Origin of the sequence: Streptomyces hazeniae (assembly GCF_031845485.1) — a bacterium.
Classification (GTDB): Bacteria; Actinomycetota; Actinomycetes; order Streptomycetales; family Streptomycetaceae; genus Streptomyces; species Streptomyces hazeniae.
The window spans coordinates 184915-208206 of the sequence record NZ_JAVREQ010000006.1 but is presented as its reverse complement, the minus strand read 5'-3'; the positions used below and the strand labels follow the sequence as shown (position 1 = coordinate 208206).

The 23292-nt window shown below is 74.9% G+C and carries 13 protein-coding genes; 6 read left to right on the top strand and 7 right to left on the bottom strand.

Going from position 1 to position 23292, the window contains the following annotated elements; translation table 11 throughout:
• Positions 1-8: 8 nt before the first annotated feature.
• The 3 genes from RM572_RS09625 to pdhA all read right to left on the bottom strand — a co-directional run bounded on the left by RM572_RS09625 (position 9) and on the right by pdhA (position 3831).
• Complete coding sequence (locus tag RM572_RS09625) at positions 9-1622, bottom strand: dihydrolipoamide acetyltransferase family protein (protein WP_311672838.1); 1614 nt, start codon at positions 1620-1622, stop codon at positions 9-11.
• The gene (locus RM572_RS09620) at positions 1622-2611 is read right to left on the bottom strand and encodes an alpha-ketoacid dehydrogenase subunit beta (RefSeq protein ID WP_311672879.1); all 990 of its coding nucleotides are present in this window, start codon (positions 2609-2611) and stop codon (positions 1622-1624) included. The genes RM572_RS09625 and RM572_RS09620 overlap by 1 nt, the downstream gene beginning before the upstream one ends.
• Positions 2612-2691: 80 nt before the next feature.
• Positions 2692-3831, bottom strand: coding sequence for a pyruvate dehydrogenase (acetyl-transferring) E1 component subunit alpha (pdhA, locus tag RM572_RS09615; RefSeq protein ID WP_027765442.1), 1140 nt, complete (start codon positions 3829-3831; stop codon positions 2692-2694).
• A gap of 189 nt (positions 3832-4020) precedes the next feature.
• Here pdhA and RM572_RS09610 point away from each other — a divergent pair, with 189 nt between their 5' ends.
• Positions 4021-4527 carry an Lrp/AsnC family transcriptional regulator gene (locus RM572_RS09610; RefSeq protein ID WP_078529511.1) on the top strand — a complete coding sequence of 169 codons (507 nt, stop codon included), beginning with the start codon at positions 4021-4023 and terminating at the stop codon, positions 4525-4527.
• Between the two features lie 170 nt (positions 4528-4697).
• Positions 4698-5012 (top strand): SCO4225 family membrane protein, encoded by a 315-nt coding sequence (locus RM572_RS09605; RefSeq protein ID WP_311672837.1) that lies wholly within the window; start codon positions 4698-4700, stop codon positions 5010-5012.
• 295 nt (positions 5013-5307) lie between these two features.
• Here RM572_RS09605 and RM572_RS09600 read toward each other — a convergent pair whose 3' ends face one another.
• Together RM572_RS09600 and RM572_RS09595 are read right to left on the bottom strand one after the other, a co-directional pair.
• Complete coding sequence (locus tag RM572_RS09600; RefSeq protein ID WP_311672836.1) at positions 5308-6048, bottom strand: DUF899 family protein; 741 nt, start codon at positions 6046-6048, stop codon at positions 5308-5310.
• Positions 6049-6166: 118 nt separating this feature from the next.
• On the bottom strand, positions 6167-6526 hold the full coding sequence (locus tag RM572_RS09595) for a nuclear transport factor 2 family protein (RefSeq protein ID WP_311672835.1): 360 nt from the start codon (positions 6524-6526) through the stop codon (positions 6167-6169).
• Between the two features lie 147 nt (positions 6527-6673).
• Here RM572_RS09595 and RM572_RS09590 point away from each other — a divergent pair, with 147 nt between their 5' ends.
• Entirely contained in the window at positions 6674-7288 is a 615-nt protein-coding gene (locus tag RM572_RS09590; protein WP_311672834.1) for a dihydrofolate reductase family protein, read from the top strand.
• A 43-nt stretch (positions 7289-7331) separates the two neighbouring features.
• Here the strand turns inward: RM572_RS09590 and RM572_RS09585 are convergent, their stop codons facing one another.
• Positions 7332-7949 carry a TetR/AcrR family transcriptional regulator gene (locus tag RM572_RS09585; protein WP_311672833.1) on the bottom strand — a complete coding sequence of 206 codons (618 nt, stop codon included), beginning with the start codon at positions 7947-7949 and terminating at the stop codon, positions 7332-7334.
• 167 nt (positions 7950-8116) lie between these two features.
• Between RM572_RS09585 and paaN the strand changes: the two genes are divergently transcribed.
• Positions 8117-9808: a phenylacetic acid degradation protein PaaN gene (paaN, locus tag RM572_RS09580; RefSeq protein ID WP_311672878.1), complete on the top strand. Its 1692-nt coding sequence runs from the start codon at positions 8117-8119 to the stop codon at positions 9806-9808.
• 1 nt (position 9809) lies between these two features.
• Here the strand turns inward: paaN and RM572_RS09575 are convergent, their stop codons facing one another.
• Positions 9810-10625 (bottom strand): TrmH family RNA methyltransferase, encoded by an 816-nt coding sequence (locus tag RM572_RS09575; RefSeq protein ID WP_394813565.1) that lies wholly within the window; start codon positions 10623-10625, stop codon positions 9810-9812.
• 101 nt (positions 10626-10726) lie between these two features.
• Here RM572_RS09575 and RM572_RS09570 point away from each other — a divergent pair, with 101 nt between their 5' ends.
• Both RM572_RS09570 and RM572_RS09565 read left to right on the top strand, forming a co-directional pair.
• The gene (locus RM572_RS09570; protein ID WP_394813564.1) at positions 10727-12142 is read left to right on the top strand and encodes an MFS transporter; all 1416 of its coding nucleotides are present in this window, start codon (positions 10727-10729) and stop codon (positions 12140-12142) included.
• Positions 12102-23258, top strand: coding sequence for a non-ribosomal peptide synthetase/type I polyketide synthase (locus RM572_RS09565; protein ID WP_311672830.1), 11157 nt, complete (start codon positions 12102-12104; stop codon positions 23256-23258). The genes RM572_RS09570 and RM572_RS09565 overlap by 41 nt, the downstream gene beginning before the upstream one ends.
• Positions 23259-23292: the final 34 nt, after the last annotated feature.

Here is a 23292-nt window from a genome sequence, read left to right as displayed (position 1 = left end):
TTCACGCCTCAGAGCGTACGGAGCAGCACCGCCGGTTGTTCCACGCAGTCGGCGACGTACCGCAGGAAGCCGCCGGCCGTGCCGCCGTCGCACACCCGGTGGTCGAAGGTGAAGGACAGCTGGACGACCTTGCGGACGGCGAGTTCGCCGTTCACGGCCCACGGCTTGTCGACGATGCGGCCGACGCCCAGCATCGCGGCCTCCGGGTGGTTGATGATCGGCGTGGAGCCGTCGACGCCGAACACGCCGTAGTTGTTCAGCGTGAACGTGCCGCCGGTCAGCTCGGCCGGGGACAGCGTGCCGGCGCGGGCCGACTCGGTGAGCCGTGCGATCTCCGCGGCAATGCCCTCGGCGTCCAGGGTGTGCGCGTCGCGCACCACCGGGACGACCAGGCCGCGGTCGGTCTGGGCGGCGAATCCGAGGTGCACGGCGTCCAGCCGCACGATCTCGCGCGCTTCCAGGTCGACCGTGGAGTTGAGCTCCGGGAAACGGGCCAGGGCGGCCGTGGAGATCCGGGCCAGCAGGGCGAGCAGGGAGATCTTCGGTCCACCGGCGGCGTTCATGGCCCGCCGCGCGGCCAGCAGCTCCGTCGCGTCGGCGTCCACCCAGGTCGTGGCGTCGGGGATCTCGCGGCGGCTGCGGGACAGCTTGTCCGCGACGGTGCCGCGCAGGCCGCGCAGCGGGATCCGCGACGCCGCCCCTGCCGGGGACGGGGTCCGGGCGGGCGCCGCCGGGGCCGCCTCCCACGCCTCCTCGCCGGCGACCGCGCTGTCGCCGGCCGCGCCGCCGCGCTCGGCGGCCCGCTCGACGTCTCCGCGCATGATCAGGCCGTCGGGGCCGGAGCCGGTCACGTCCCGCAGGTCGATGCCGGACTCCCGCGCGATGCGGCGCACCAGCGGCGAGATGACGGCGACGGCCCCCTCGGGACGTCCGGAGGCGTCGCCGTTGCGTGCTCCGGCGTTGTCGTTCCCGGGACGGTCGGGTCCGGGACGGTCGTTCCCGGGACGGTCGGGTCCGGGACGGTCGTTCCCGGGACGGTCGGGTTCGGCGACGACGCCGCGTTCGTGGCCGCGGACGGCGGCCGTGGCGCCGCTCTCGCCGCGCGGGCCGACGCCCTGCGGGCGGGAACCGCCGGTGGCCTCGCCGCCGACACCGCGACGGGATGCACCCGACGTGGTCGTGCCCGTGGCGGCCGGAGCCGGGGCGGGTGCGGGTGCGGCCACGTGGCCGACTCCGCCGCCCACCCGGCGGCGGCGACGCGCGGAGGGCGCCTGGGTGCCGTAGCCGACCAGCACGTTGCCGGAACCCTCGTCGGTGTCGTCCGGCGCGGCATCACCGGCCGGGGCGGCGGCCGCACCGGCCTCCTCGGACGAGGTGGCGCCGACGGCGACGGCGACCAGCGGCGCGCCGACCGGCATCTCGTCGCCTTCACCGCCGTAGCGGGCGGTGACCACGCCGCCGTAGGGGCAGGGGACCTCGACCATCGCCTTGGCCGTCTCCACCTCGACGACCGGCTGGTCGACGGCGACGACCTCGCCGACCTCGACCATCCAGGTCGTGATCGTCGCCTCGGTCAGCCCTTCGCCGAGGTCGGGCAGTGCGAACTCGCGGATCTCCGCCATCACCGACCGCCTTCCACCCAGTCGCTCTCCCACTGCAGGCGGGCGACCGCGTCGAGCACGCGGTCCACGCCCGGCAGATGGTGCTTCTCCAGCATCGGCGGCGGGTACGGGACGTCGAAGCCCGCGACCCGCAGCACCGGTGCCTCAAGGTAGTGGAAACAGCGTTCGCCCACCCGTGCGGCGATCTCCCCGCCGGGACCGGCGAACCCCTGCGACTCGTGCACCACCACGGCGCGGCCGGTGCGTCGCACGGACTCCACGACCGTCTTCTCGTCGAAGGGCACCAGCGACCGCAGGTCGACGACCTCCAGGTCCCAGCCGTCCTCGCGTGCGGCCTCCGCAGCCTCCATGCACACCGGGACCGACGGGCCGTAGGTGATCAGCGTCGCCGAGGTGCCGCTGCGGCGGACGACGGCCTCGCCGATGCCGGGCACCTGCTCGGGCGCCTCCGGGTCCCACTCGGCCTTGCCCCAGTAGAGCCGCTTGGGCTCCATGAAGACGACCGGGTCGTCGGAGGCGATGGCGGCGCGCAGCAGGCCGTACGCGTCGGCGACCGTCGCGGGCGTGACGACCTGGAGCCCGGGCGTGGCCATGTAGTACGCCTCGGAGGAGTCGCTGTGGTGCTCCACGCCGCCGATGCCGCCGCCGTACGGGACGCGGATGGTGATCGGCATGGGCAGCCGGCCGCGCGTGCGGTTGCGCATCTTCGCGACGTGCGAGGCGAGCTGCTCGAAGGAGGGGTAGGCGAACGCGTCGAACTGCATCTCGACGACCGGGCGCAGCCCGTACATGGCCATGCCCACGGCGGTGCCGAGGATGCCGGCCTCGGCCAGCGGGGTGTCGGTGCAGCGCTCCTCGCCGAACTCCCTGGTCAGGCCGTCGGTGACGCGGAAGACGCCGCCGAGCGTGCCGACGTCCTCGCCCATCACGTGGACGTCGGGGTCCTCGGCCATCGCGTCGCGCATGGCGCGGTTGAGCGCCTGCGCCATGGTGGCGGGCTTGGCCACGGGCTTCTTCGCGGCGCCGCCCGCGCCGGCCGGGCCGCCGGCCGTCGTCTCGGTCCTTGCCATCACGCGTTCCCCTCGGCCTCGGCGTCCAGCTCGGCGCGCAGCTGCGCCGCCTGCTCCCGCAGCTGCGCGGTCTTCTCCGCATACACCTCGGCGAACAGGTCCATCGGGCGCAGCTCGGGGTCGGCGTTCATCCGCTCACGGATGCCCGCGGCCATCTCCTCCGCTCCCTTCGCGACGTCCTCGGCGGTGGCGTCGTCCAGCACGCCGCGCTCGCGCAGCTCCCGCTCCAGCAGCCGGACCGGGTCGTGGTCGCGCCAGGCGTCGACCTCCCCGTCCGTGCGGTAGCGGGTGGCGTCGTCGGCGTTGGTGTGCGCCTCCATGCGGTAGGTGACGGCCTCGACCAGCGTCGGGCCGCCGCCCTGCCGGGCCCGCTCGACGGCCTCGCCGAGCACGCTGTGCACGGCGACCGCGTCGTTGCCGTCGACGAGCCGGCCGGGCATGCCGTAGCCGACGGCCTTGTGGGCGAGGGACGGCGCGGCGGTCTGCTTGGCGAGCGGCACGGAGATCGCGAAGCCGTTGTTCTGCACCAGGAAGACGACGGGCGCGTTCCACACGGCGGCGAAGTTCAGCGCCTCGTGGAAGTCGCCCTCGCTGGTCCCGCCGTCGCCGACCAGGGCGAGCGCGACCACGTCGTCGCCCTTGATGCGGGCGGCGTGTGCCAGGCCGACGGCGTGCGGGAGCTGCGTGGCCAGCGGGGTGGACAGGGGCGCCACACGGGCGGCCTTCGGGTCCCAGCCGTGGTGCCAGTCGCCGCGCAGCAGCGTCAGCACCTCGACCGGGTCCAGGCCCCGCGCGACGGCGGCGAGCGTGTCGCGATAGCTGGGGAACAGCCAGTCCTGCTCCTTCAGCGCCAGGGCCGCGGCGACCTCGCACGCCTCCTGTCCGGTGGAGGAGGGGTAGACGGCGAGGCGGCCCTGGCGGGTCAGGGCGGTGGCCTGTTCGTTGTAGCGGCGGCCGCGCACCAGCTCGCGGTGCAGGCGGAGGAGCACGTCCCGGCCCGGGGCCTTCTCGAGGTCGGCGTCGGTGCCCAGCAGCCGGTAGGGCTCGGCGTCGGGCAGCAGGGGAGCGGGATCGACCCGCGGACGCCATGCGGGCGGCGGAGAGAGTCGGTAGGAACCGGGCTGCTCCAGGACCGTCATGGTCGGCACCTCCTCGTGGGCGGCTGTCGGGCTCGGGTCCGGTGAAGGACTCGGAGGCGTGGTGCGCCTCACCTACCGATTGTTCGGTCGCGCGCACACTTTGGCTACAGGCGGGCCCAGCCTGTGGACAAACTGCTCAGTAAAGCGTTCGATACGATCGATGCGTCCACGGAGAGGAGGCATTCGTCCATGTCGGACGAACGATTGGCCGAGCGGCCCGCCGGCGAGGCGGACGAGCAGCGACCGCCGGTACGCCCCCTCGACTCCGTCGACCGCGACATCCTGCGCCTGCTGCGGGCCGACGGGCGCGCGTCCGTGCGCTCCGTCGCCGACCAGGTGCACGTCTCGCGGGCCAACGCGTACGCGCGGATCAACCGGCTGCTCGAGGACGGCGTGATCCGCGGCTTCAGCGCCCGCATCGACCAGGAACGCGCCGGTCACGGCACGTCCGCGTACATCACCCTGAAGATCGTCCAGGACTCGTGGCGCTCGGTCAGGGAGCGGCTGCGGGAACTGCCCGGCGCCGCGCACATGGCCCTGGTCGGCGGCGACTTCGACGTCCTGCTGCTGGTGCACACCAAGGACAACCGCTCGCTGCGCGACCTGGTCCTCACCCGCATCCAGGCGATCCCCGAGGTGCTGAGCACCCGGACGCTGCTGGTCTTCGAGGAGACCGACCTCGACCCCGAACCCTGAGCGGCCACCCGGCGTGACGTGCCACCCGACCGCCGTGATGCGGCCATCCGGCGTACGGCGGCTTCCGGCACGGTGTCCGGCGTCGGCACGGCGTGTGCATCGCGTGGCGAAGCCGTGCCCACCCGCCCCGCCGCGGTTTCCGGCCGCTCACCCCGGATAGGAGCGCGTACATGACAGCACCAGCCGCCTCCCGCCCCTCACCCGGACGGCGCGCCCTCTCCCTCGTCGCCGGCAACCGGATCTCGCAGGTCTACCTGCTGATCGTGCTCGCCCTCCTGGTCTGGGTCGCCGTGGACACCACCCTGGTCCACCAGGAGGACGCCTCTTTCGCCAGCGTCGTCCCCATGCTGGCCACCCTCCCCTGGGGTTTCGCCGTCGCCCTCCTGCCGGACGGCTCCACGGCGGGCTTCTTCGCCGTCGTCGTCGCGGGTGCCCTGATCAACGCCGCCCTCATCGGCCTCGTCGCCGGCCGGCGCCGCGGCTGACCCGCCGGGTGGCCCCCGGCGGCGTCGGAGTCGGAGCGGTGGTCACCCTTCCGTCTCCTGCACCGCCTGCCACGTCCACGACGTGCGCCGGGGCCGGCCGTCCAGCTCCGCGCGTCGGATCGGCGGCCTCCGGCTGGACCTGAAGTGGCGCGTCGCATGCAACGAGAGCGTCGATCCTCGCTGTGCCGAGATACAGCGACCTCCGGCAGCACGGGCAACGTTGGTGCTGCGCCATCCGGCGCGCTCCTGTGCGGGAGTGCGGTGTCGGCTTCAGCGTCGGCGGGCCGGCTGATCCTCACGTCAGGTCGTCGGAGCGGCCGGCTGCGATACGGGACCAGTGGGCGATGGGGCGGCCGTCCGAGCGCCACTCCTCGGGGTTCTCGGCGGAGTACCAGGGCTGGGGCCAGCCGTCGGGAGAGTCCTCCCACGCCTCCTGGCGTCCGTAGACGGTCATGTCCAGCAGCCCGTGGGTGGGGGCCATGATCTCGACGCCGCGGCCGCCGGTGTAGTACGTCTCGAACACCCGGTCGCCCTCGCGGACGTAGCAGACGAGGTGGTGACGCTGCCAGTCGCGACCTTCCAGCAGCTGCGGCGCCGTCCTCTCGACCGAGTACCACGGCATGTCCAGGCCCAGGAAGTCCCGGTAGCGGACGCTGGGCTCGTACGGGCCCTTGCAGAGCACGGCGTACGTGGCGTCGCGGGAATGGATGTAGGACAGCTCGCGGACCTGGCAGTTGAAGAACGTGCAGCCCTCGCACTGCTCGGCGGCGGGCCGGCCGGGCCACCAGGCGTGGAAGTACGCGATCAGCTGCCTGCGGCCTTCGAAGACGTCGAGGAGTGTGACCGGGCCGTCGGGACCGATCGCCTCGATGGTGGCGTCGACCTCCACCATCGGCAGGCGCCTCCGCGCCGCCGCGATCGCGTCCCCTTCGCGGGTGTGCGCCTTCTCCCGTGCCAACAGCGCGTCCCGCGCCTCCTGCCACGCCCTTCTGTCCACGACGGGCGGGAGGGCCGGGCCGGGTCGCTGGTCGTTCATGATCGCCTCCATGGGTTCGTTGCCGTGTTCCCACCCCGGCAGGAGGGCTCCCCCACACCGGCCACGGTCGTGTCCGGGGCCGCAGCCGGGAGCCGTTCTCCGTGAACCGTGCACCGGCTTACCGGGCGGAGCCCACGACGTGCCAGTGCTCGGTGATGCGGCCGTCCGCGAGGCGGTAGGTGTCGGAGAAGGGCACCGAGGGAGCGCCGGGGCACTCCAGCAGGGAGCGCACCACCACGTGTCCGGCGGCGGCGATCACCTGAAGGGGACGGAAGTACGCCTGCGGCCGGGCCGTCCACAGCGCGTCCAGCTTGCTGACGACCCCCTGCCTGCCGGGGTCGCCGTCGGCGTCGACGAAGTCCTCGGCGAGGAAGCGGGGTACGGCGCCGGTGTCCTTCTCGCCCGAGAGCACCGTGCCGAAGAACTCGAGTACGCGTCCGGCGTCCCGCCTGGCCCCTTCGGTGTCGGCGATGATCATCCCGGGACGGTAGCAGCGCGGCGGGGTCCCTCACCCGCGGCACGGGCACGCGCCGCGCCGCCCCCACACCGACGGCCCACACCGCGTACCCGTCCCGACGACCGCCGCAGGGCGGCCGGAGCGAGGGGCGGGAGTACGGTTCGGCGGATGCTGCGGATCGAGGCTGTGGAGGGTCACACCATGCGGAAGCTCACGTACTTCGTCGCGGCGACGGTGGACGGGTTCATCGCGTCTCCCGACTCCGAGCACACGATGTTCCAGGAGGGGGAGGACCACGGTGCGTGGGCGCTGGCACAGATGCCGGAGACGGTGCCGACGGCCTACCGGAGCCTCGTGCCCGGGCTGGCCGAGGCGGGGAACCGGCGGTTCGACACCGTCCTGATGGGCCGCGGCACCTACGAGCGCGGTCGGCGTGACGGCGCCACCAGCCCGTACGGCCATCTGCGCCAGTACGTCGTCTCGACCGCCATGGCTTCGGCCCCGGACCCGGCGGTGGAGGTGGTGCGGGGAGACCCCCGGGAGTTCGTGCGCGCACTGAAGAAGGAAGACGGGCTGGACATCTGGCTCTGCGGCGGCGGCAAGCTCGCCGCCTCGCTCCGGGACGAGATCGACGAGCTCGTCGTCAAGATCAACCCCGTCGTGATCGGTGCGGGCGTGCCGCTCTTCGACTCGGCCTACGCCCCGCAGCGTTACCGCGTGGTCTCCGGCCAGGTCTTCGACAGCGGCGTCGCGGTCATGACGTATGCCCGGCGGGACGACTGAGGCGGCCCTCCTCCCGGGCGGCGGGCGGCCCGCGGGGAGGCGCCTACGTGCGCAGGCCCGCGAAGGCGGTGGCGACGACGGCGTCGGCGACTTCGTCGCTGGTGGCGTGGGCGGTGCCGGCGCGCTCGGGGCGGTACCACTCGACGATCGAGTTGATCATGCCGAAGAGCAGCCGGGTGGCGAGCCGGGCGTCCACGTCGGGGCGGAGGTCGCCCTCCGCGGCGGCGTCGTTGAGCAGGTCGGCGACGCGCTGGTCGAAGTCGCGGCGGCGCTGGATCGCCCAGCGTTCCGTGCCGGTGTTGCCGCGCACGCGCAGCAGCAGCGTGACGTAGGGGAGTTCGGCCATCAGCACCTCGGTGGTGCGCCGGGTGACGTGCTCGACCCGCTCGATCGCGCGGCCGCGGTTCGCCGCGGGCTCGTCCAGGATCGCGAAGAGGCCGTCCAGGGCCCGGCTTATCGCGCGCCGCAGGAGCTCCTCCTTGCCCCGCACGTGGTGGTAGATGGAGGACTTGGAGATGCCGGCCGCCTTGGAGAGGTGCTCCATGGAGGTGCCGTCGTAGCCGCGCTCGTTGAAGACCCGCACCGCGACGGCCAGCAGGGACTCCGGGGTGTAGGTGTCCCGCCGGGCTGCGGGGGGCGTGCTGGGGGTGGCGGCGGGCATGGCGCCGATCGTATCGGGGGAGGAAGGGTTCGCTCCCCGGAGGTGTTCCGTCACTGTTCGTGGCCCCCTTGCACCGACCGATCGTTCGGTAGCAGTATCTATCCATCGCCCCTGTCATCGCTACCCCGCACCATCGCCGCCCCTACGAGGAGAGGCTCACCGTGACCGTGACCGCCGGACCGAACGCCGCGGAGCTCATCGAGAAGCACCGCGCCACCCTCGACCAGGCCATCGAGACGATCCGCAGCCGTGCGTACTGGTCGCCGCACCCCGAGCACCCGAAGGCCTACGGCGAGAACGGTTCGCTGAGCGCCGCCGAGGGCAAGGAGGCGTTCGACGCACTGCTCGGCGGGCGCTTCGAGCTGGACCAGCCCGGTACGGACGGCTGGTCGGCTACGGAGAGCTCGCCGTACGGCATCACGATGGGCGTGGAGTACCCGCACGCGGACCTCGACGTGCTGCTGCCGGCCATGCGGGCGGCGATGCCCGCCTGGCGCGAGGCCGGCCCGGAGGCCCGGGCGGCGGTGTGCCTGGAGATCCTCGCCCGCATCAGCGCCCGCACGCACGAGTTCGCGCACGCGGTCATGCACACCAGCGGTCAGGCGTTCATGATGGCGCTGCAGGCCGGCGGCCCGCACGCCCAGGACCGCGGCCTGGAGGCGGTGGCGTACGCGTACATGGAGCAGGTGCGGGTGCCGGACGCGGCCGACTGGTCGAAGCCGCAGGGCAAGCGCGACCCGCTGAACCTGCGCAAGCACTTCACGGCGGTCGGCCGCGGCCTGTCGCTGCTGATCGGCTGCAACACCTTCCCCACCTGGAACGGCTACCCGGGCCTCTTCGCCTCGCTGGCCACCGGGAACCCGGTGCTGGTCAAGCCGCACCCGCGTGCCGTGCTGCCGCTGGCGCTGACCGTGAGGATCGCGCGCGAGGTGCTCGCCGAGCACGGCTTCGACCCGAACCTGGTGGCGCTGGCCGCCGAGCGTGAGGGCGAGGGCATCGCCAAGGACCTGGCGACCCGCCCCGAGGTGCGGATCATCGACTACACCGGGTCGACCGAGTTCGGCGACTGGCTGGAGCAGCACGCCACCCAGGCGCAGGTGTACACGGAGAAGGCCGGCGTCAACACCGTCGTCATCGACTCGACCGACGACTACAAGGGCATGCTGGGCAACCTGGCGTTCTCGCTGTCGCTGTACAGCGGCCAGATGTGCACCACCCCGCAGAACCTGCTGATCCCGCGCGGTGGCGTCGGCACCGAGGACGGCGAGAAGTCGTTCGACGAGGTGGTGGGCGACCTGGCGGGTGCCGTCGGCAAGCTGCTCGGCGACGACGCGCGCGCCAACGCCCTGCTCGGCGCCATCGTGAACCCGCAGGTCGGCCAGCGCATCGACGCCGCCGGATCGCTGGGTGAGGTGGCGCTGCCCTCGCGTTCGCTGACCAATCCGGACTTCCCGGGCGCGACGGTGCGCACGCCGGTGATCGTCAAGCTGGACGGCGGCAAGCCGGAGGCGGAGGAGACCTACCTCTCGGAGTGCTTCGGCCCGGTGTCGTTCGCGGTCGCCGTCGACTCGGCCGACGAGGCGGTGGCGCTGCTGCGCCGCACCGTCCGCGAGAAGGGCGCCATGACCGTGGGCGCGTACACCACCGCCGAGGACGTCGAGCGGAAGATCGAGGACGTCTGCCTGGAGGAGTGCGCGCAGCTGTCGCTGAACCTGACCGGCGGCGTGTACGTCAACCAGACCGCCGCGTTCTCCGACTTCCACGGCTCGGGCGGCAACCCGGCGGCGAACGCCGCGCTGTGCGACGGCGCGTTCGTCTCCAACCGCTTCCGCACGGTGGAGGTCCGGAGGCAGGCCTGAGTCAGCCGGCCGCCGCGCGGCGGCCGGGGCGCTGTGCCATCCAGTGGTACAGCGTCATGGCCACGGACGTGGCCAGGTTGTAGCTCGACACCTGCGGGCGCATGGGCAGGGCCACGAGGTGGTCCGCATGCGCCCGCAGCGCGTGGGAGAGGCCGTGCCGCTCCGAGCCGAACGCGAGCAGCGCGTCGTCGGGCAGGGTGAGACCGCGCAGGTCCTCCCCCTCGGGGTCGAGGGCGTAGAGCGGTCCGGGCGGCAGTTGCGCAGCGTCCCTGTGCTCGACGCGAGTGGCGAAGTGGAGCCCGGCGGCGGCCCGTACGACGGTGGGGTGCCAGGGGTCGACGGTGCCGGTGGTGTAGACGGCGGACGCGCCGCAGCCGGCGGCGAGCCGGACCACGGCGCCGACGTTGCCGAGGTGACGCGGGTCGTCCAGGACCACGGCGGGTGCCGCCTCCGCCGGGGAGGCGGCCCGGGTGCGGAGGGCGAGGGCGGCCACTCCGGTGGGGTGCGGGCGCGGGACGAGGGCGCGCAGCACGTCGGGAGTGACGGGCTCGAGACACCCCCGCAGGGCCGGGACGAGATCGGGCGCGAGGTCGCGGGCCAGCGCGAGGGCGGCCTCGCGGTCCTCCGCGACGGCGAGGGGCACCTCTGCGCCGAAGCGGAGAGCGTGCTTGAGGGCGTGGAGGCCGTCGAGCAGCACGGTGCCCGGCTCGGCGTCGAGGGCGCGCCAGCGGCGTGCGGTGTCTGCGGTGTCGGTCACCGCCGGATTGTCCCCCTGAGGACGACCGCCGGGCCATTCGGTGCGCGGCCGGAAGGTCATCCGGGAGCCGCCCCCCGCGGGACGTGACGCTGCGCGATGCTTGTGGCTCAGGTTCCCGGTGGGCAGACTGTCGTCGTCGGACGGGCTCCCCGGGGGGTGAAGTGGCAGGCGTGGACCGCCGGTTCCGTGCACTGCTGTGCGCCCACGCCGTCTCGGCGTACGGCAACTACCTGAACCTGATCGCCCTGAGCCTCTTCGCCTACGAGGTCGCCGGCGGCGCCCTCGGGGTGGGCGTGGTCATGGCCGTACGGCTCTCCTCCGGCTTCGTCGCGGGGCTCGCCGCGGGCCGGATCTCCGACCGGACCGGACGCCGTGCGCTGATGATCGGCACCGACGTGGCGCAGGCGGCCGCGATGACGGTGCTCGCGCTGAGCGCCGGCCGCACTCCCCTCCTGCTGCTCGCCGGCGCCGTCGTGGTGATGGGCGCCGGACACACGCTGTTCACCGTCGCGCTGCGCAGCGCCGTACCGGTGATGGTGGGGCAGGACCGGCGGCGCGAGGCGAACGGCCTGCTGGTGACGCTGCGTTCGTTCGCCACGGTGCTGGGCTTCGCCTCCGCGACGCCGGTCATCGCCCTGGGCGGCTACACCGCGGCGTTCGCGGTGAACGCGGCGAGCTTCGCCGTGTCCGCGGCGGCCTTGGTGACCCTGCGCCCGCGCACCGACGAGGCGGACCCCGGCCCCGGGGCGGCTGCGCACGGCGGCGCGGCGGACGCGGGCACCGGCGCAGCGGACGCGGACGCGCCGAAGGACGCGGCCACGGACGCCACGACGACGTGGCGCGCGCTGGCGGCGGTCCCCGCGGTCGTCCTGGCCATGGTCGCGCTGCGTGGCGCGGACGCGCTCTCCTCCGCCTCGCACAACGTCGCCCTGCCGGTACTCGCGCAGCAGACGGCACCGTCGCAACCGGCGCTGCTCATGACGCAGTTCTGGTCCGCATGGGCGGTCGGCACCCTGGTCGCGCACCAGGTGGTCAAGCGCCGCAAGGAGCAGCGGGGTGCGGCCGGGGACGAGCGCGGGTTCGCGAGCGGCACGGTCGCGATGTCGCTGTTCTTCGTCGCGGCCTTCACCGGGCTGCCCGGCATCGCCCTGATGCTGGTGGCCCTCTGCGCCGGTCTCGCCGACGGCTACACCGAGATCGTCTACACCTCCCGGCTGCAGGCGGCGCCGGACCGCCTGCGGAGCAGGCTCTTCGGCGCCTCGGCGGTGGCGGAGACCGCCGGGTTCACCCTCGGCGCGGTGGCCGCCGCGGCCGCGCTGGAGGCGCTGCCGGTGTGGGTCGTCGTCGGTGCGTTCCATGCGGTGGCCGCGTGCGGCGGTCTGGCCCTGCTGCTGTTCCGGACCTCCGTACGGGCGTCCGCCCCCACCACCCCCGAGCCCGCGACCCCCACCGCCCCGCCCGCCGCCCCCGCGTGCACCCCCACCGATTCCGCCACGCACCCGGCCACCGGCCCGGGCGACGAAGGAGAGAACCCGCATGGAGCGCGTACCCGGACCGGCCCTTTACCGGGGGCCTGAGCCGGAGTTCACCGAGGACGACCCGCGGAACGCGGTGCAGGCGCTGCTGCGCGCCGCGGACGCGTTCCCCGACGCAGGCGTGGTCACCGTCGGACGGGACGGCACGTCCGTGGAACTCCCCTACCCGGAACTCCTCGACCGGGCACGCCGGCTGCTGACCGGCCTGCGCGCCCACGGCCTGCGGGCCGGGGACGCCCTGGTGCTGTGCGGGCTGGCGCTGGAGGACTTCTTCCCCGCCTTCTGGGCCGCGGTGCTCGGCGGCGCGCGGCCGGTGAGCATCGCGGAACCCGCCGAACCGGAGTCGGCCGCGCTGCAGCGGCTGCGGCACACGGCCGCCCTGCTGGACGCCCCCCTCGTGCTCTGCGACGCCGACGCCGGGCCGGGGATCGCCCACGCCGTCCCGCGGTCACGCGTGGTCCCGGTCGGCGAACTGCCGCACCACGAACCCGCCGACGACCTCGCCGACCCGGAGGAGGACGGCGAGGTCGCGCTGCTCATGCTCTCCTCGGGCAGCACCGGCACGCCGAAGGCCGCGCAGCTCACCCACGGCGGGCTGGCGGACTTCGCGGCCTCCTCCCGGCGCATCCTGGACGTCCGCCCCGAGCACACCACCGTCAACTGGCTGCCCCCGGACCACAGCGGGGCGTTCCTGCTCTACCACGTGCTGCCCGTCTTCACCGGCAGCACCAACGTGCACGCGCCGACCGAGCGGGTGCTGGCCGAACCCCTCCGCTGGCTGGACCTGCTCGACGCCCACCGCGCCCACCACAGCTGGGCGCCCACCTTCGCGTACCAGATGGTCGCCGAGGCCCTCCGTACGCGGCCGGACTCCCGCTGGGACCTGCACCGGCTGCGGACCCTGGTGTGCGGCGGCGAGCACGTGTCCCTGCCGGTGCTGCGCCGCTTCCTGGACGCCACGGCCCCCTCCGGAGTGCGCGAGCACCACCTCGTGCCCGCCTGGGGCATGGCCGAGACGGTGACGGCCGTGGCCTACGGCCGGCTCGACCGGCCCGGCACCGTCCACCGGCTGCTGCGGAGCAGCCTCGGCGGCGAGCTGGCCACCGCCGACGACACGACGCCGGAAGCCGACCGCGTCACCTTCGTCGCCTCCGGGCCGCCCGCGCACGGCACCGCCCTGCGGGTGCTGGACGACGCGGGGGAGCCGCTGCCCGAGCGCCGCGTCGGGCGGCTCCAGGTGAGGTCCGCGGCCCGGCTCACCCCGGGCTACGTCCGCGCCCCGGAGGCGGACACGGCCCTGTACCCCGCCGGGCGGGAGTGGCTGGACACCGGCGACCTGGCCTTCCTCGCCGGGGGGCAGGTCGTCGTCACCGGCCGGCACAAGGACGTGATGGTCCTCAACGGCCACAACGTCCACTGCCACGAGGTGGAGGAGACCCTGGCGGCCGTGCCGGGGCTGCGGTCCGGCGACGTGGCGGCGTGCGGCGTGCCGGACCCGGACCGCGGCACCGAGTCGCTGGCGGTGTTCTTCTGCGCTCGCGGCCCGGCCGAGGACGCGCGCCTCGTGCGCGAGATCCGGCGGACCCTGTTCGCCGCACTGCGGCTGACCGCCTCCCACGTCGTCCCCGTTCCTCCCGACGAGTTCCCGCGCACCCCGGCGGGCAAGGTGCGACGGAGCGCACTGCGGGACCGGCCGGAGACCGCCCCGCTCCGCCCGGAGCCGCAGGGCCCGCCGCCGTCCCCACCCGGCGGGGACCTGCTGCGCCTGGTGCAGCGGGAGATCGCCGCCGAGCTGGGCCGCGAGGCCCCGGCCGACGTCCCGTTCTACGAACTCGGCCTGGAATCCGTGCAGCTGGTGCGGGTGCGCACCCGCCTCGAGGAACGGCTCGGGCGGAGGCTGCGCCAGGTCGCGCTCTTCGAGCACCCCACCGCCGGTGAACTCGCCGCCCACCTGGCCCGGGACGCCGAGGCGTCGGACTCCGCGGTGCGCGGGGCGTCGGACGTGACGTCGCAGACGGCCTCGCACGGCACGCCGCACCGGCCCCCGCACGGGACGTCCGCCCCCGCGGTGGACGGCAGGTCCGACGACCGCAGGATCGCGGTCGTCGGCATGGCCGCCCGCTTCCCCGGCGCGTCCTCCGTCGAGGCGTTCTGGGCCGGGCTGCGCGAGGGGCGCAGCGCGCTGCGCGTCCTGAGCCCCGAAGAGCTCGCGGACGCCGGCCTGTCGCCGCAGCAGATCCGCGACCCGCTACGCGTACCCGTGGCGGGCGTGCTGGACGGAGCCGACGCGTTCGACCCGGAGTTCTTCCGGATGAGCCCCGCGGAGGCGGAGCTGACCCACCCCGGGCACCGGCTGTTCCTGGAGTGCTGCCACGAGGCCCTGGAGAACGCCGGCCACACCGCGAACGGCGCCGGAACGCGGACCGGCGTCTTCGCCGGTTCCGGCATGCACCTCTACGGCCACCAGCAGGCCCGTCCCGGCGTGCAGGACACCGAACCCGTCGACCCGCCGTCCGGGATGCGGGCCACCATCGGCCGGGAACCCGACTTCCTGGCCACCCGGGTCGCGTACCGGCTGGGCCTGACCGGGCCGGCGATCGGCGTCCAGACGGCCTGCTCGACCTCCCTGGTCGCCGTCCACCTCGCCGTGCAGGCGCTGCTCAACGACGACGCGGACCTGGCACTCGCGGGCGCCGCGGCCGTGCACACCCCGCAGGAGACCGGCTACCGCAGCCATCCCGAATCGATCCTGTCGCCGACGGGCACCTGCCGGGCCTTCGCGGCGGGCGCCGACGGCACCGTGGGCGGCAACGGCGTCGCCGCGGTACTCCTCAAACGCCTGGACCGGGCACTGGCGGACGGCGACACCGTGCACGCGGTGATCCTCGGCTCCGCGGTCAACAACGACGGCGCGGCCAAGGCGGGATTCAGCGCGCCGGGCGTGCCGGGACAGACGGAGGTCGTCCGCCGGGCGCTGCGCACCGCGAACGTCCCGGCCACGTCGGTCTCCTACGTCGAGGCCCACGGCACCGGCACCCCCCTCGGCGACCCGGTGGAGTTCGAGGCGCTGGCCCGTGCGCTCGGCGAGGACACGGACCGGACCGGATTCTGCACCCTCGGCTCGGTGAAGCCGGCCATCGGCCACCTCGACAGCTGCGCCGGCATGGCAGGCCTGATCAAGACGGTGCTGATGCTGCGCCACCGCACCCTGGTGCCGACGCTGAACGTGGACCGCCCGCACCCCGACCTGGACCTGACGGGCGGCCCCCTCGTCCTGGGCACCGAACTGCGTCCCTGGCGGACGCCGGACGGCGGGCCGCTGCGCGCCGGGGTCAGCGCGCTGGGCGTCGGCGGCACGAACGCGCACGTGGTGCTGGAGGAGGCGCCCGCGCGGCCCGCCGCCGCGGAACCGGCGTTCCCGGTGCTCGTCCCGGTCTCGGCCGACGACCCGCAGGCACTCGCCGAGCTGACCGGCAGGCTTGCCGGTCAGCTGCGCCGCGAACCCGCCCCGGCAGCCGCCGACGTGGCCGCCACCCTGGCGCTCGGACGGCCGCACCGGGCCGCGCGCACCGCCGTCGTGGGCCGTACGACCGAGGAGCTGGCCGACGCCCTGGAACGGTCGGCCGCGGGCGCCGAACCGCCCGCCGCGGCGGGACCGCTCGCCTTCGCCTTCCCCGGCCAGGGCAGTGCAGGGCCGGGCGCCGGGCGGGACCTGTACGCGGCGTTCCCCGCGTACGCCCGGGTGCTGGACCGGTGCGCGGAGGTGTTCGCCGACGAGTTCTCCGGCCGGCTGCTGCCACTGCTCCTCGGCGACCCCGACGGCGGCGAGCGCGGGAGCGAGAGCGGGGGCGCCGCCTGGGACACCGAGACCGCCCAACCCGCCCTGTTCGCCCATCAGACGGCCCTCGCCGGGCTCTGGCGGACGTGGGGCGCGGACCCGGCGCTGCTGCTCGGGCACAGCGTCGGCGAGTACGCCGCGCTCTGCGCGGGCGGCGCCCTCGCCCTGGAGGACGGTCTGCGGCTCACGGCGTGGCGGGGCCGGCTGATGCAGCGGTCGTGCCCTGCCGGCGGGATGATCGCCGCCCGGATGGACGCCGAGCAGGCCGAACGCGTCGCACGGCTCGCCGGCGCGGAGGTGGCCGCCTGCAACGGGCCGCGCTCGCACGTGCTGTCGGGTCCCCCCGGCGCGCTGGCCGAGGCGGGGCGCGCGCTGGACGACGAAGGGCTGTCCTGGCGCACGCTGCCGGTGGACCGGGCGTTCCACTCGGCCGCCGTCGAAGGTGCCGTCGAGGAGTTCCGGTCGCACGCCGAGCGGGTGCCGTTCGGGCCGCTGCACACGCCGTTCGTCACGGGCACGGACGGCCGGGTGCGGCTCCCGGGCTGGGTGCCCGACGCCGGGTACCTGTGCCGTCAGGCCCGGCTGCCGGTGCGCTTCGACCTGACCATGGCGGCTGCGGACGCCCACGGCGTCGCGGACTTCCTCGAGTCGGGTCCCGGCGCCGTCCTCAGCGGGCTGGGCCGGCACTGCCTGCCCGCCTCCCGATGGCTGGACGCGCAGGGGGAGGGTGCCGATCAGGTCTCCGGAGCGCTGGAGAGCCTGGGACGCCTCTACCGGGGCGGCGCCGACCCCGACTGGCACGCCGTCGTGCGCGGCGGCGGCCGGATTCCGCTGCCGGGCCATCCGCTCCGGCGGCGCCGGATCGCCGCAGCGCGCCCCGCCTTTCCGGCCCCGGCCCCGGCGCCTGCCCCGGCAACACCCGCCGCCGTGCCGGAGCCGTCCGGCGGCGCGGGCACCGGGCCCGCCGCCGGTACGGAGCCGGTGGCGGGCGACGTGCTGGAGGCCGTACGGGAGTTGGCGGCGGCCAAGCTCGGCGTGGAGTTGTCGGACACCGGGCCCGACCGCTCGTTCTTCGACCTCGGTGCGGACTCCCTCGTCCTGATCGGCCTCGCGACCGACATCGAACGCCGCTTCGGCGTACGGGTCCCGGTGCGGGAGGTGTTCTCCGACGCCGACACCCCGCGCCGGCTCGCCGCCCGGGTCGCGGCGCTGCTGGGCGACGCCGATACCGCGCCACCGGCCGCGCCGGCTGCGGACACACCGCCGTCCGCAGCGCCGGCCACACCACCCGCACCGCCCGCACCGCCCGTACCGGATGCGGCCGACCCGCCCACCGGGCACACCGGGCACACCGGGGCCGACGCCGGGCTCACCGCACTCTTCGACCGTCAACTCCAGCTCGCCGAACGCCTCGTGGACCAGGTCTCCGGCGTCCTCGCGGCCCAGCTCGACGTCCTGGGCCGCCGCGACCGCGCCGACGCACCGCCCGCGCCGGTACCCGCGCCCGCGCCCGCAGAGGCACCCGCACGCCCCGCGGCGAAGGACGCCCTCCCGAAGGCGCCGTGGCCCCCCGGCCCCGCCGGCCGGCCCTCGTCCGCTCCCGCCGTGGCCGAGGAAGCGGGCACGCCCGGCGGGGCCTGCGACGTCAGCCTGTACTTCTTCGGCGACTACCCCGACGACGACGCCCCGGACAAGTACGGACTCCTCCTGTCCGCCGCCGAGTTCGCCGACCGGCACGGCTTCCACGCCCTGTGGTTCCCGGAACGCCACTTCGAGTCCTTCGGCGGGCTGTTCCCCAACCCCTCCGTCCTCGCCGCCGCCCTGGCGGCCCGTACCCGGCGGATCCGGCTGCACGCCGGTTCCGTGGTGCTGCCGCTGCACCACCCCGTACGGGTCGCGGAGGAGTGGTCGGTCGTCGACAACATCTCCGGCGGCCGGGTCGGGCTGTGCTTCGCCAGCGGCTGGCGCGCCACGGACTTCGCCCTCGCCCCGGACAACTACGGCCGGCACCGCGAGCTGATGTACGAGCACCTGGAGACCGTGCGGAGGCTCTGGGCGGGCGACACGCTGACGGTCACCGGCGGGGACGGCCGGGAGGCCGACGTGCGCCTGCATCCGCGGCCCGTCCAGGAACAACCACCCCTCTACGTGGCCGTGGTGGGGAACCCCGACAGCTACCGGCGGGCCGCCGCCGAGGGGCTGGGCGTCGTCACGAACCTGATGACGCAGACGGTCGAGCAACTCGCGGAGAACATCGCGCTGTACCGCCGCACCCGCGCCGAGCACGGCCTGGACCCGGACGCGGGCCGGATCGTGGTCCTCGTGCACACCTACCTCGGCGAGGACGCGGAGACCGCGCGCGCGGAGGCGTACCGGCCGTTCGTCTCCTACCTGCGCTCGTCGCTGTCCCTCTTCGACCAGGTCACCAACAGCCTCGGCGTCGACATCGACCTGGACCGGGCGGACGACGAGGACGTCGAGTTCCTGCTCGGGCGGGCCTACGAGCGCTACTGCGCGTCGCGTGCCCTGATCGGCGACGGGACGACGGCCGAGGAGACCGTGCGGCGGCTGGTGGCCGCGGGCGCGAACGAGATCGCGTGCTTCGTCGACTTCGGCGTCCCGGCCCCGCAGGTGCTGGACGCGCTGCCCGCGCTCGACCGGCTCCGCCGCAGGGTGTCACGGCCCGCCGGGGCGACCGAACCCCCGCCGGAGCGGACACCCGCGCGGAAGCCGGAACGGACGCCGGAACAGGGGCCGACGGCGGCGCACGCGCCGGCCGACGCGACGCGGGAGCCGCTGTCACCGGCGCAGCGGCGGATCTGGTTCCTCGAGCAACTGCATCCGGGCACCAGCATGTACCACGAGCCGAAGGCCGTCCGTTTCGACGGCGCGCTCGACGTTCCCGCACTCCAGTGGGCGCTGCGGCAGTGCGCGGACCGGCATCCCGCGCTGCGCACGGTCTTCGGCAGCACCGACGGCGTCCCGCACCGCCGGACGCTGCCCTCGCTCCCCCTGGACTGCCCGGTGACGGACCGCGCCGGCGCGACGGAGGAGGAGGCCCTGCGCGACGTGCTGGACACCGACGGGCGGCGCGTCTTCGACCTCGCCGAAGGCCCTCTGGTCTCGGCACGGCTGCTGCGCCTGTCGGACGAGCGGCATCTGCTCTTCCTGCTGGCGCACCATCTCGTCTTCGACTCCTCCTCCACCGCGGCCCTGCTGCGGGACGTCGCGGCCTGCTACCGCGCACGGGTGGGCGGGACGCCACCGCCACCGGCGCCCCTTCCCGCCGCACCCCCCGCAGCGCCGGGGCCCGAAGCGTCCGCCGCCGCCCTGGAGTTCTGGCGCACGGCGCTGCGCGACGCCCCGGACTCGACGCTGCCCTCCGACCGGCCCCGCCCGGCGGCCAGGTCGGGTGCGGGAGCGAGCCTCACCCACCACCTGGACGCGGAACTCGTCGGTGGTCTCCAGCGCCTGGCCGCAGGGCACCGGGCGACGCTCTTCATGGCGCTCACCGCGGCCGTCGCCGCCGTCCTCGGCCGTTTCGGCGGACGGGACGACGTCGTCCTGGGCACGGCCGTCGCCTCCCGGCCGCCGGAGGCGGAGGACCAGGTGGGCCTGTTCCTCGACACGGTCGCCCTGCGCGTACGGCTCGACGGCGACCCGGACTTCGCCGGCCTGCTGCACCGCGTGCGGGAGACCAGCACGGCGGCGTACGAGCACCGCGAGGTGCCCTTCGACGAGCTCGTCGCCGCGCTGGCCCCCCGGCGCGACCCGGGCCGCAATCCGCTGTTCCAGGTGCTCGTGGAGTACGAGGAGGAGGGCCGGGTCGCGTTCGACCCGCCGCGGCTGCACAGCACGCTGCTGGACATGCCGAGCGAACGCGCCCCGTTCGACCTCAGCGTCTACCTCACCCGCCACGCGGACGGCCTGCGTGTGATGGTGGAGTACGACACCGACCTGTACGACCGCGGCACCGTGGACCGTTTCGTGGACCACGTGGAGCAGGTGCTGCGCCGCGCGCTCGACGACCCCGCCGCGACCCTGCCGGCGCTCACCGCACCGACCGCCGCCGACCGCGCGCGGCTCGCCGAGCTGGGCGGGCACCACCGGGCCCCCACCCCCGTGGACGCCCCCGGCGGGGACACCCTGCACGGCCTGGTCGAGCAGCGGGTCCGCGCCTGCCCGGACGCCGTCGCCCTCGTCGGCGGCGGGGAGACGCTCTCCTACCGCGAACTCGACGCGCGCGCCGACCGCCTCGCCCGGGACCTGCGGGCGCGGGGAGCCCGCCGCGGCGCACGCGTCGCACTGCTGCTGCCCCGCGGTCCGGAGCTCATCGTGTCGATCCTCGCGGTCCTCAAGAGCGGCGCCGCGTACCTGCCGCTCGAACCGTCCGCGCCCGGCCCGCGACTGGCCCGGCTGTACGAGGACGGCAGCCCGGTGCTGCTGGTCACGACCGGTGAGCTGCACCGGCGGCACCCGTCTCTCGCCACCGGATCCGTCCATCTCGTCGACCGGGCGGACACGGCGGACGAGACCGCGTCCGACGGGGCGGAGGCGTCCGGCGCGGCCGCCGCCGGCGCACCCGCGTCCGAAGCGGCGGGCGGCGACGGTGACGGTGACGCGGCGCCTCCGGCGGTGCGGCCGGAGGATCCGGCCTACCTCCTCCACACCTCGGGCTCGACCGGCCGCCCGAAGGGCGTGGTCGTCCCGCACCGCGGGCCCGCCCACCTCGTCCGCACGCACCTCGCGGCCCATCGACCGCTGCGCACGCTGCAGTGGACCTCGCCGACCTTCGACGTGAGCGTGCAGGAGATCTTCACCACGCTGGCCGCCGGGGCGACTCTCGTCCTGGTCGGCGAGGAGGAGCGCCGCGACCCCGCCGAACTGGCCGCCACCGTGCGCCGCCACGAGGTGCAGCGGCTCTTCATGCCCTACACGCCGCTGAAGTACCTCCTGGACGCGGCACCGGACGTGCCGTCCCTGCGGGAGGTCTTCTCCGCGGGGGAACCGCTCCACCTCGCTCCCGCGTTCCACCGGTTCCTGACCGCCCACCCCGGCTGCACGCTGTACAACCAGTACGGCCCGACGGAGGCCTCCGTCATCGTCACCTCGCAGCGGGTGGACCCCGCGGCGGGCGACCGGCCGCCGATCGGCCGCCCCCTGCCGGGCGCCCGCATCCGGCTGCTGGACCCGGACGGGCGCGAGGTGCCGCCCGGAGCCGTCGGCGAGATCCACATCGGCGGCGTGCCGGTGGCGCACGGCTACCTCGGCCTGCCCGACGAGACCGCCGCCGCCTTCCCGCCCGACGGCTCGGGAGGCACCGCCTACCGGACGGGAGACCTGGCCCGATGGCGCGGTGACGGCACCCTCGAATACCGCGGCCGGGTCGACGAACAGGTCAAGATCCGCGGTCACCGGGTGGAACCCGCCGAGGTGCAGCACGCGCTGAACGCGGCGCCGGGCGTCCTCGACGCGGCCGTAGTGGCCCGCCGCGACGACCGAGGCGAGGCGGAGCTCGTGGCGTACGTCGTCCCGGCGGACGGCGGGCGGGACACGACGGCGCTGCGCACCGCGCTCGCCGCGGAACTGCCGGAGCACCTGCTGCCGGCGCACTGGGTCGCCGTGGAGCGGCTGCCGGTGGCGGCCTCGGGCAAGCTCGACCGGTCCCGGCTCCCCGACCCCGTTCCGGCGCAGCCTGCGGACGACCCCGCCGACCTGCCGGCCACGGACGCGGAGCGGGACCTGCATCGGGTGTGGGCCGAGGTGCTCGGGCGGGAACGGGTGCCGGTGACACGGTCGTTCTTCGAATTGGGCGGTCACTCGCTGAGCGCGATACGCCTGCTGAACCGCATGCGCGAGGAGGCGGGCGTCCAGCTGAGCATGGCGGACTTCTTCCACCGGCCGACCCTGCGCGGCGTCGCGGCCGGGGCGCGGGAGGCGGCGGGCCCGGCCGGGGCGGGCGAGGCGCATGACCCCGGACACTCCTCCGAGCCGGACGCCACGGGCGTGACGGCGAGCGTGCCCCTGACGTCCACGCTCCGGCGGCTGTGGCGGCGGCACCACGACCGCGCCGACGGCTCCGTCTACCACGTCGCGCACCGCATCGACCTCCGCGGCGACGTGGACGTGCCGAGCCTGCGCGACGCGCTGCGGGCCCTCGTCCGGCGGCACGACGCGCTGCGCAGCCGGCTCGCGGTACGGGACGGGGAGCACGTGGTCGAGGTGCTGGCCGACGTCCCGGTGGAGGTGCCGGTGGACGAACCGCCCCTGGCCGCCGACGACGAGGACGCCTGGACGGACTGGTGCCTGGACCACGCCTCCCGGCCGTTCGCGCTGGACCGGGCCCCGCTGTTCCGCTTCCGGCTCGGGCGCGTCGGGCCGCAGCGGTGGGTGCTGCTGACCGTGCTGCACCACGCGGTCTGCGACGGCTGGTCCCTGGGCGTCCTCTGGCGGGAGCTGGAGTGCCTGTACGACGCCTCACGTTCCGGATCGGGGCAGCAACTCAAGGTGCCGGGACTGCAGTTCACCGACGTGGCCCGCGCGGAGCAGCGGCTGCCCGAGGAACGCAGGCGCGCGCTGGAGAAGTTCTGGCGCTCCGAACTCGACGGCGTCGCCGCGCTGGTGCCGCGACTGCCCTGCGACGGGGTGCGTCCCGCCCTGCTGTCCGGGCGTGGTGCGCTGCACCGGTTCGTGATCGACGGCGAACTGCCGGGTCTGGTGGAGAAGTGCGCGGCGGGCGCGGGTTCCACTCCGTACGCGGTGCTCGCCGCGGCCTTCGCGCTCTGGCTGGGCGAGGTCTGCGACCACCGGGGCGACGTGGTGCTCGCCGCGTCGAGCGCGAACCGGACCCGGGGGGCGTACGACGAGGTCGTCGGGCTGCTGGGGGACGCGGTGCTGCTGCGCGCCCGGGTGGCGGAAGCGGCCACGTTCGCGGACCTCGCGGCGCAGGTCGGCGCGACCCTCTTCAGCGTGCTCGACAAGCAGGAGCTGCCGCTGACCGAGGTGGTGCGGCTGGTGGAGCCCGAGACCGCGGAGCGCCCTTTCCCCACCGTGCTGTTCACGGTGGTCACCACACCGCCGCCCCGGCTGCACCTGCCGGGCGCGTCGGCGACGGTCCGCAGCCTGCCCACGTGCGGCGTGGCCCGCAACGAGCTGTACGTGGTGCTGGTTCCGGGAGAGGGGAGGATCGAGGTGGTCCTGGAGTACTCGACCGACCTCTTCCACGCTTCGACCGTCGCCGCGTGGGGCGAACGGTTCACCGCGCTGCTGGCGGCCGCCGTCCGTGCACCGCACACGGCTCCGGACGCGCTCGGGACCTGACCGGGTGCGGCGGCCGGACCGGCGTGGGCCCTCC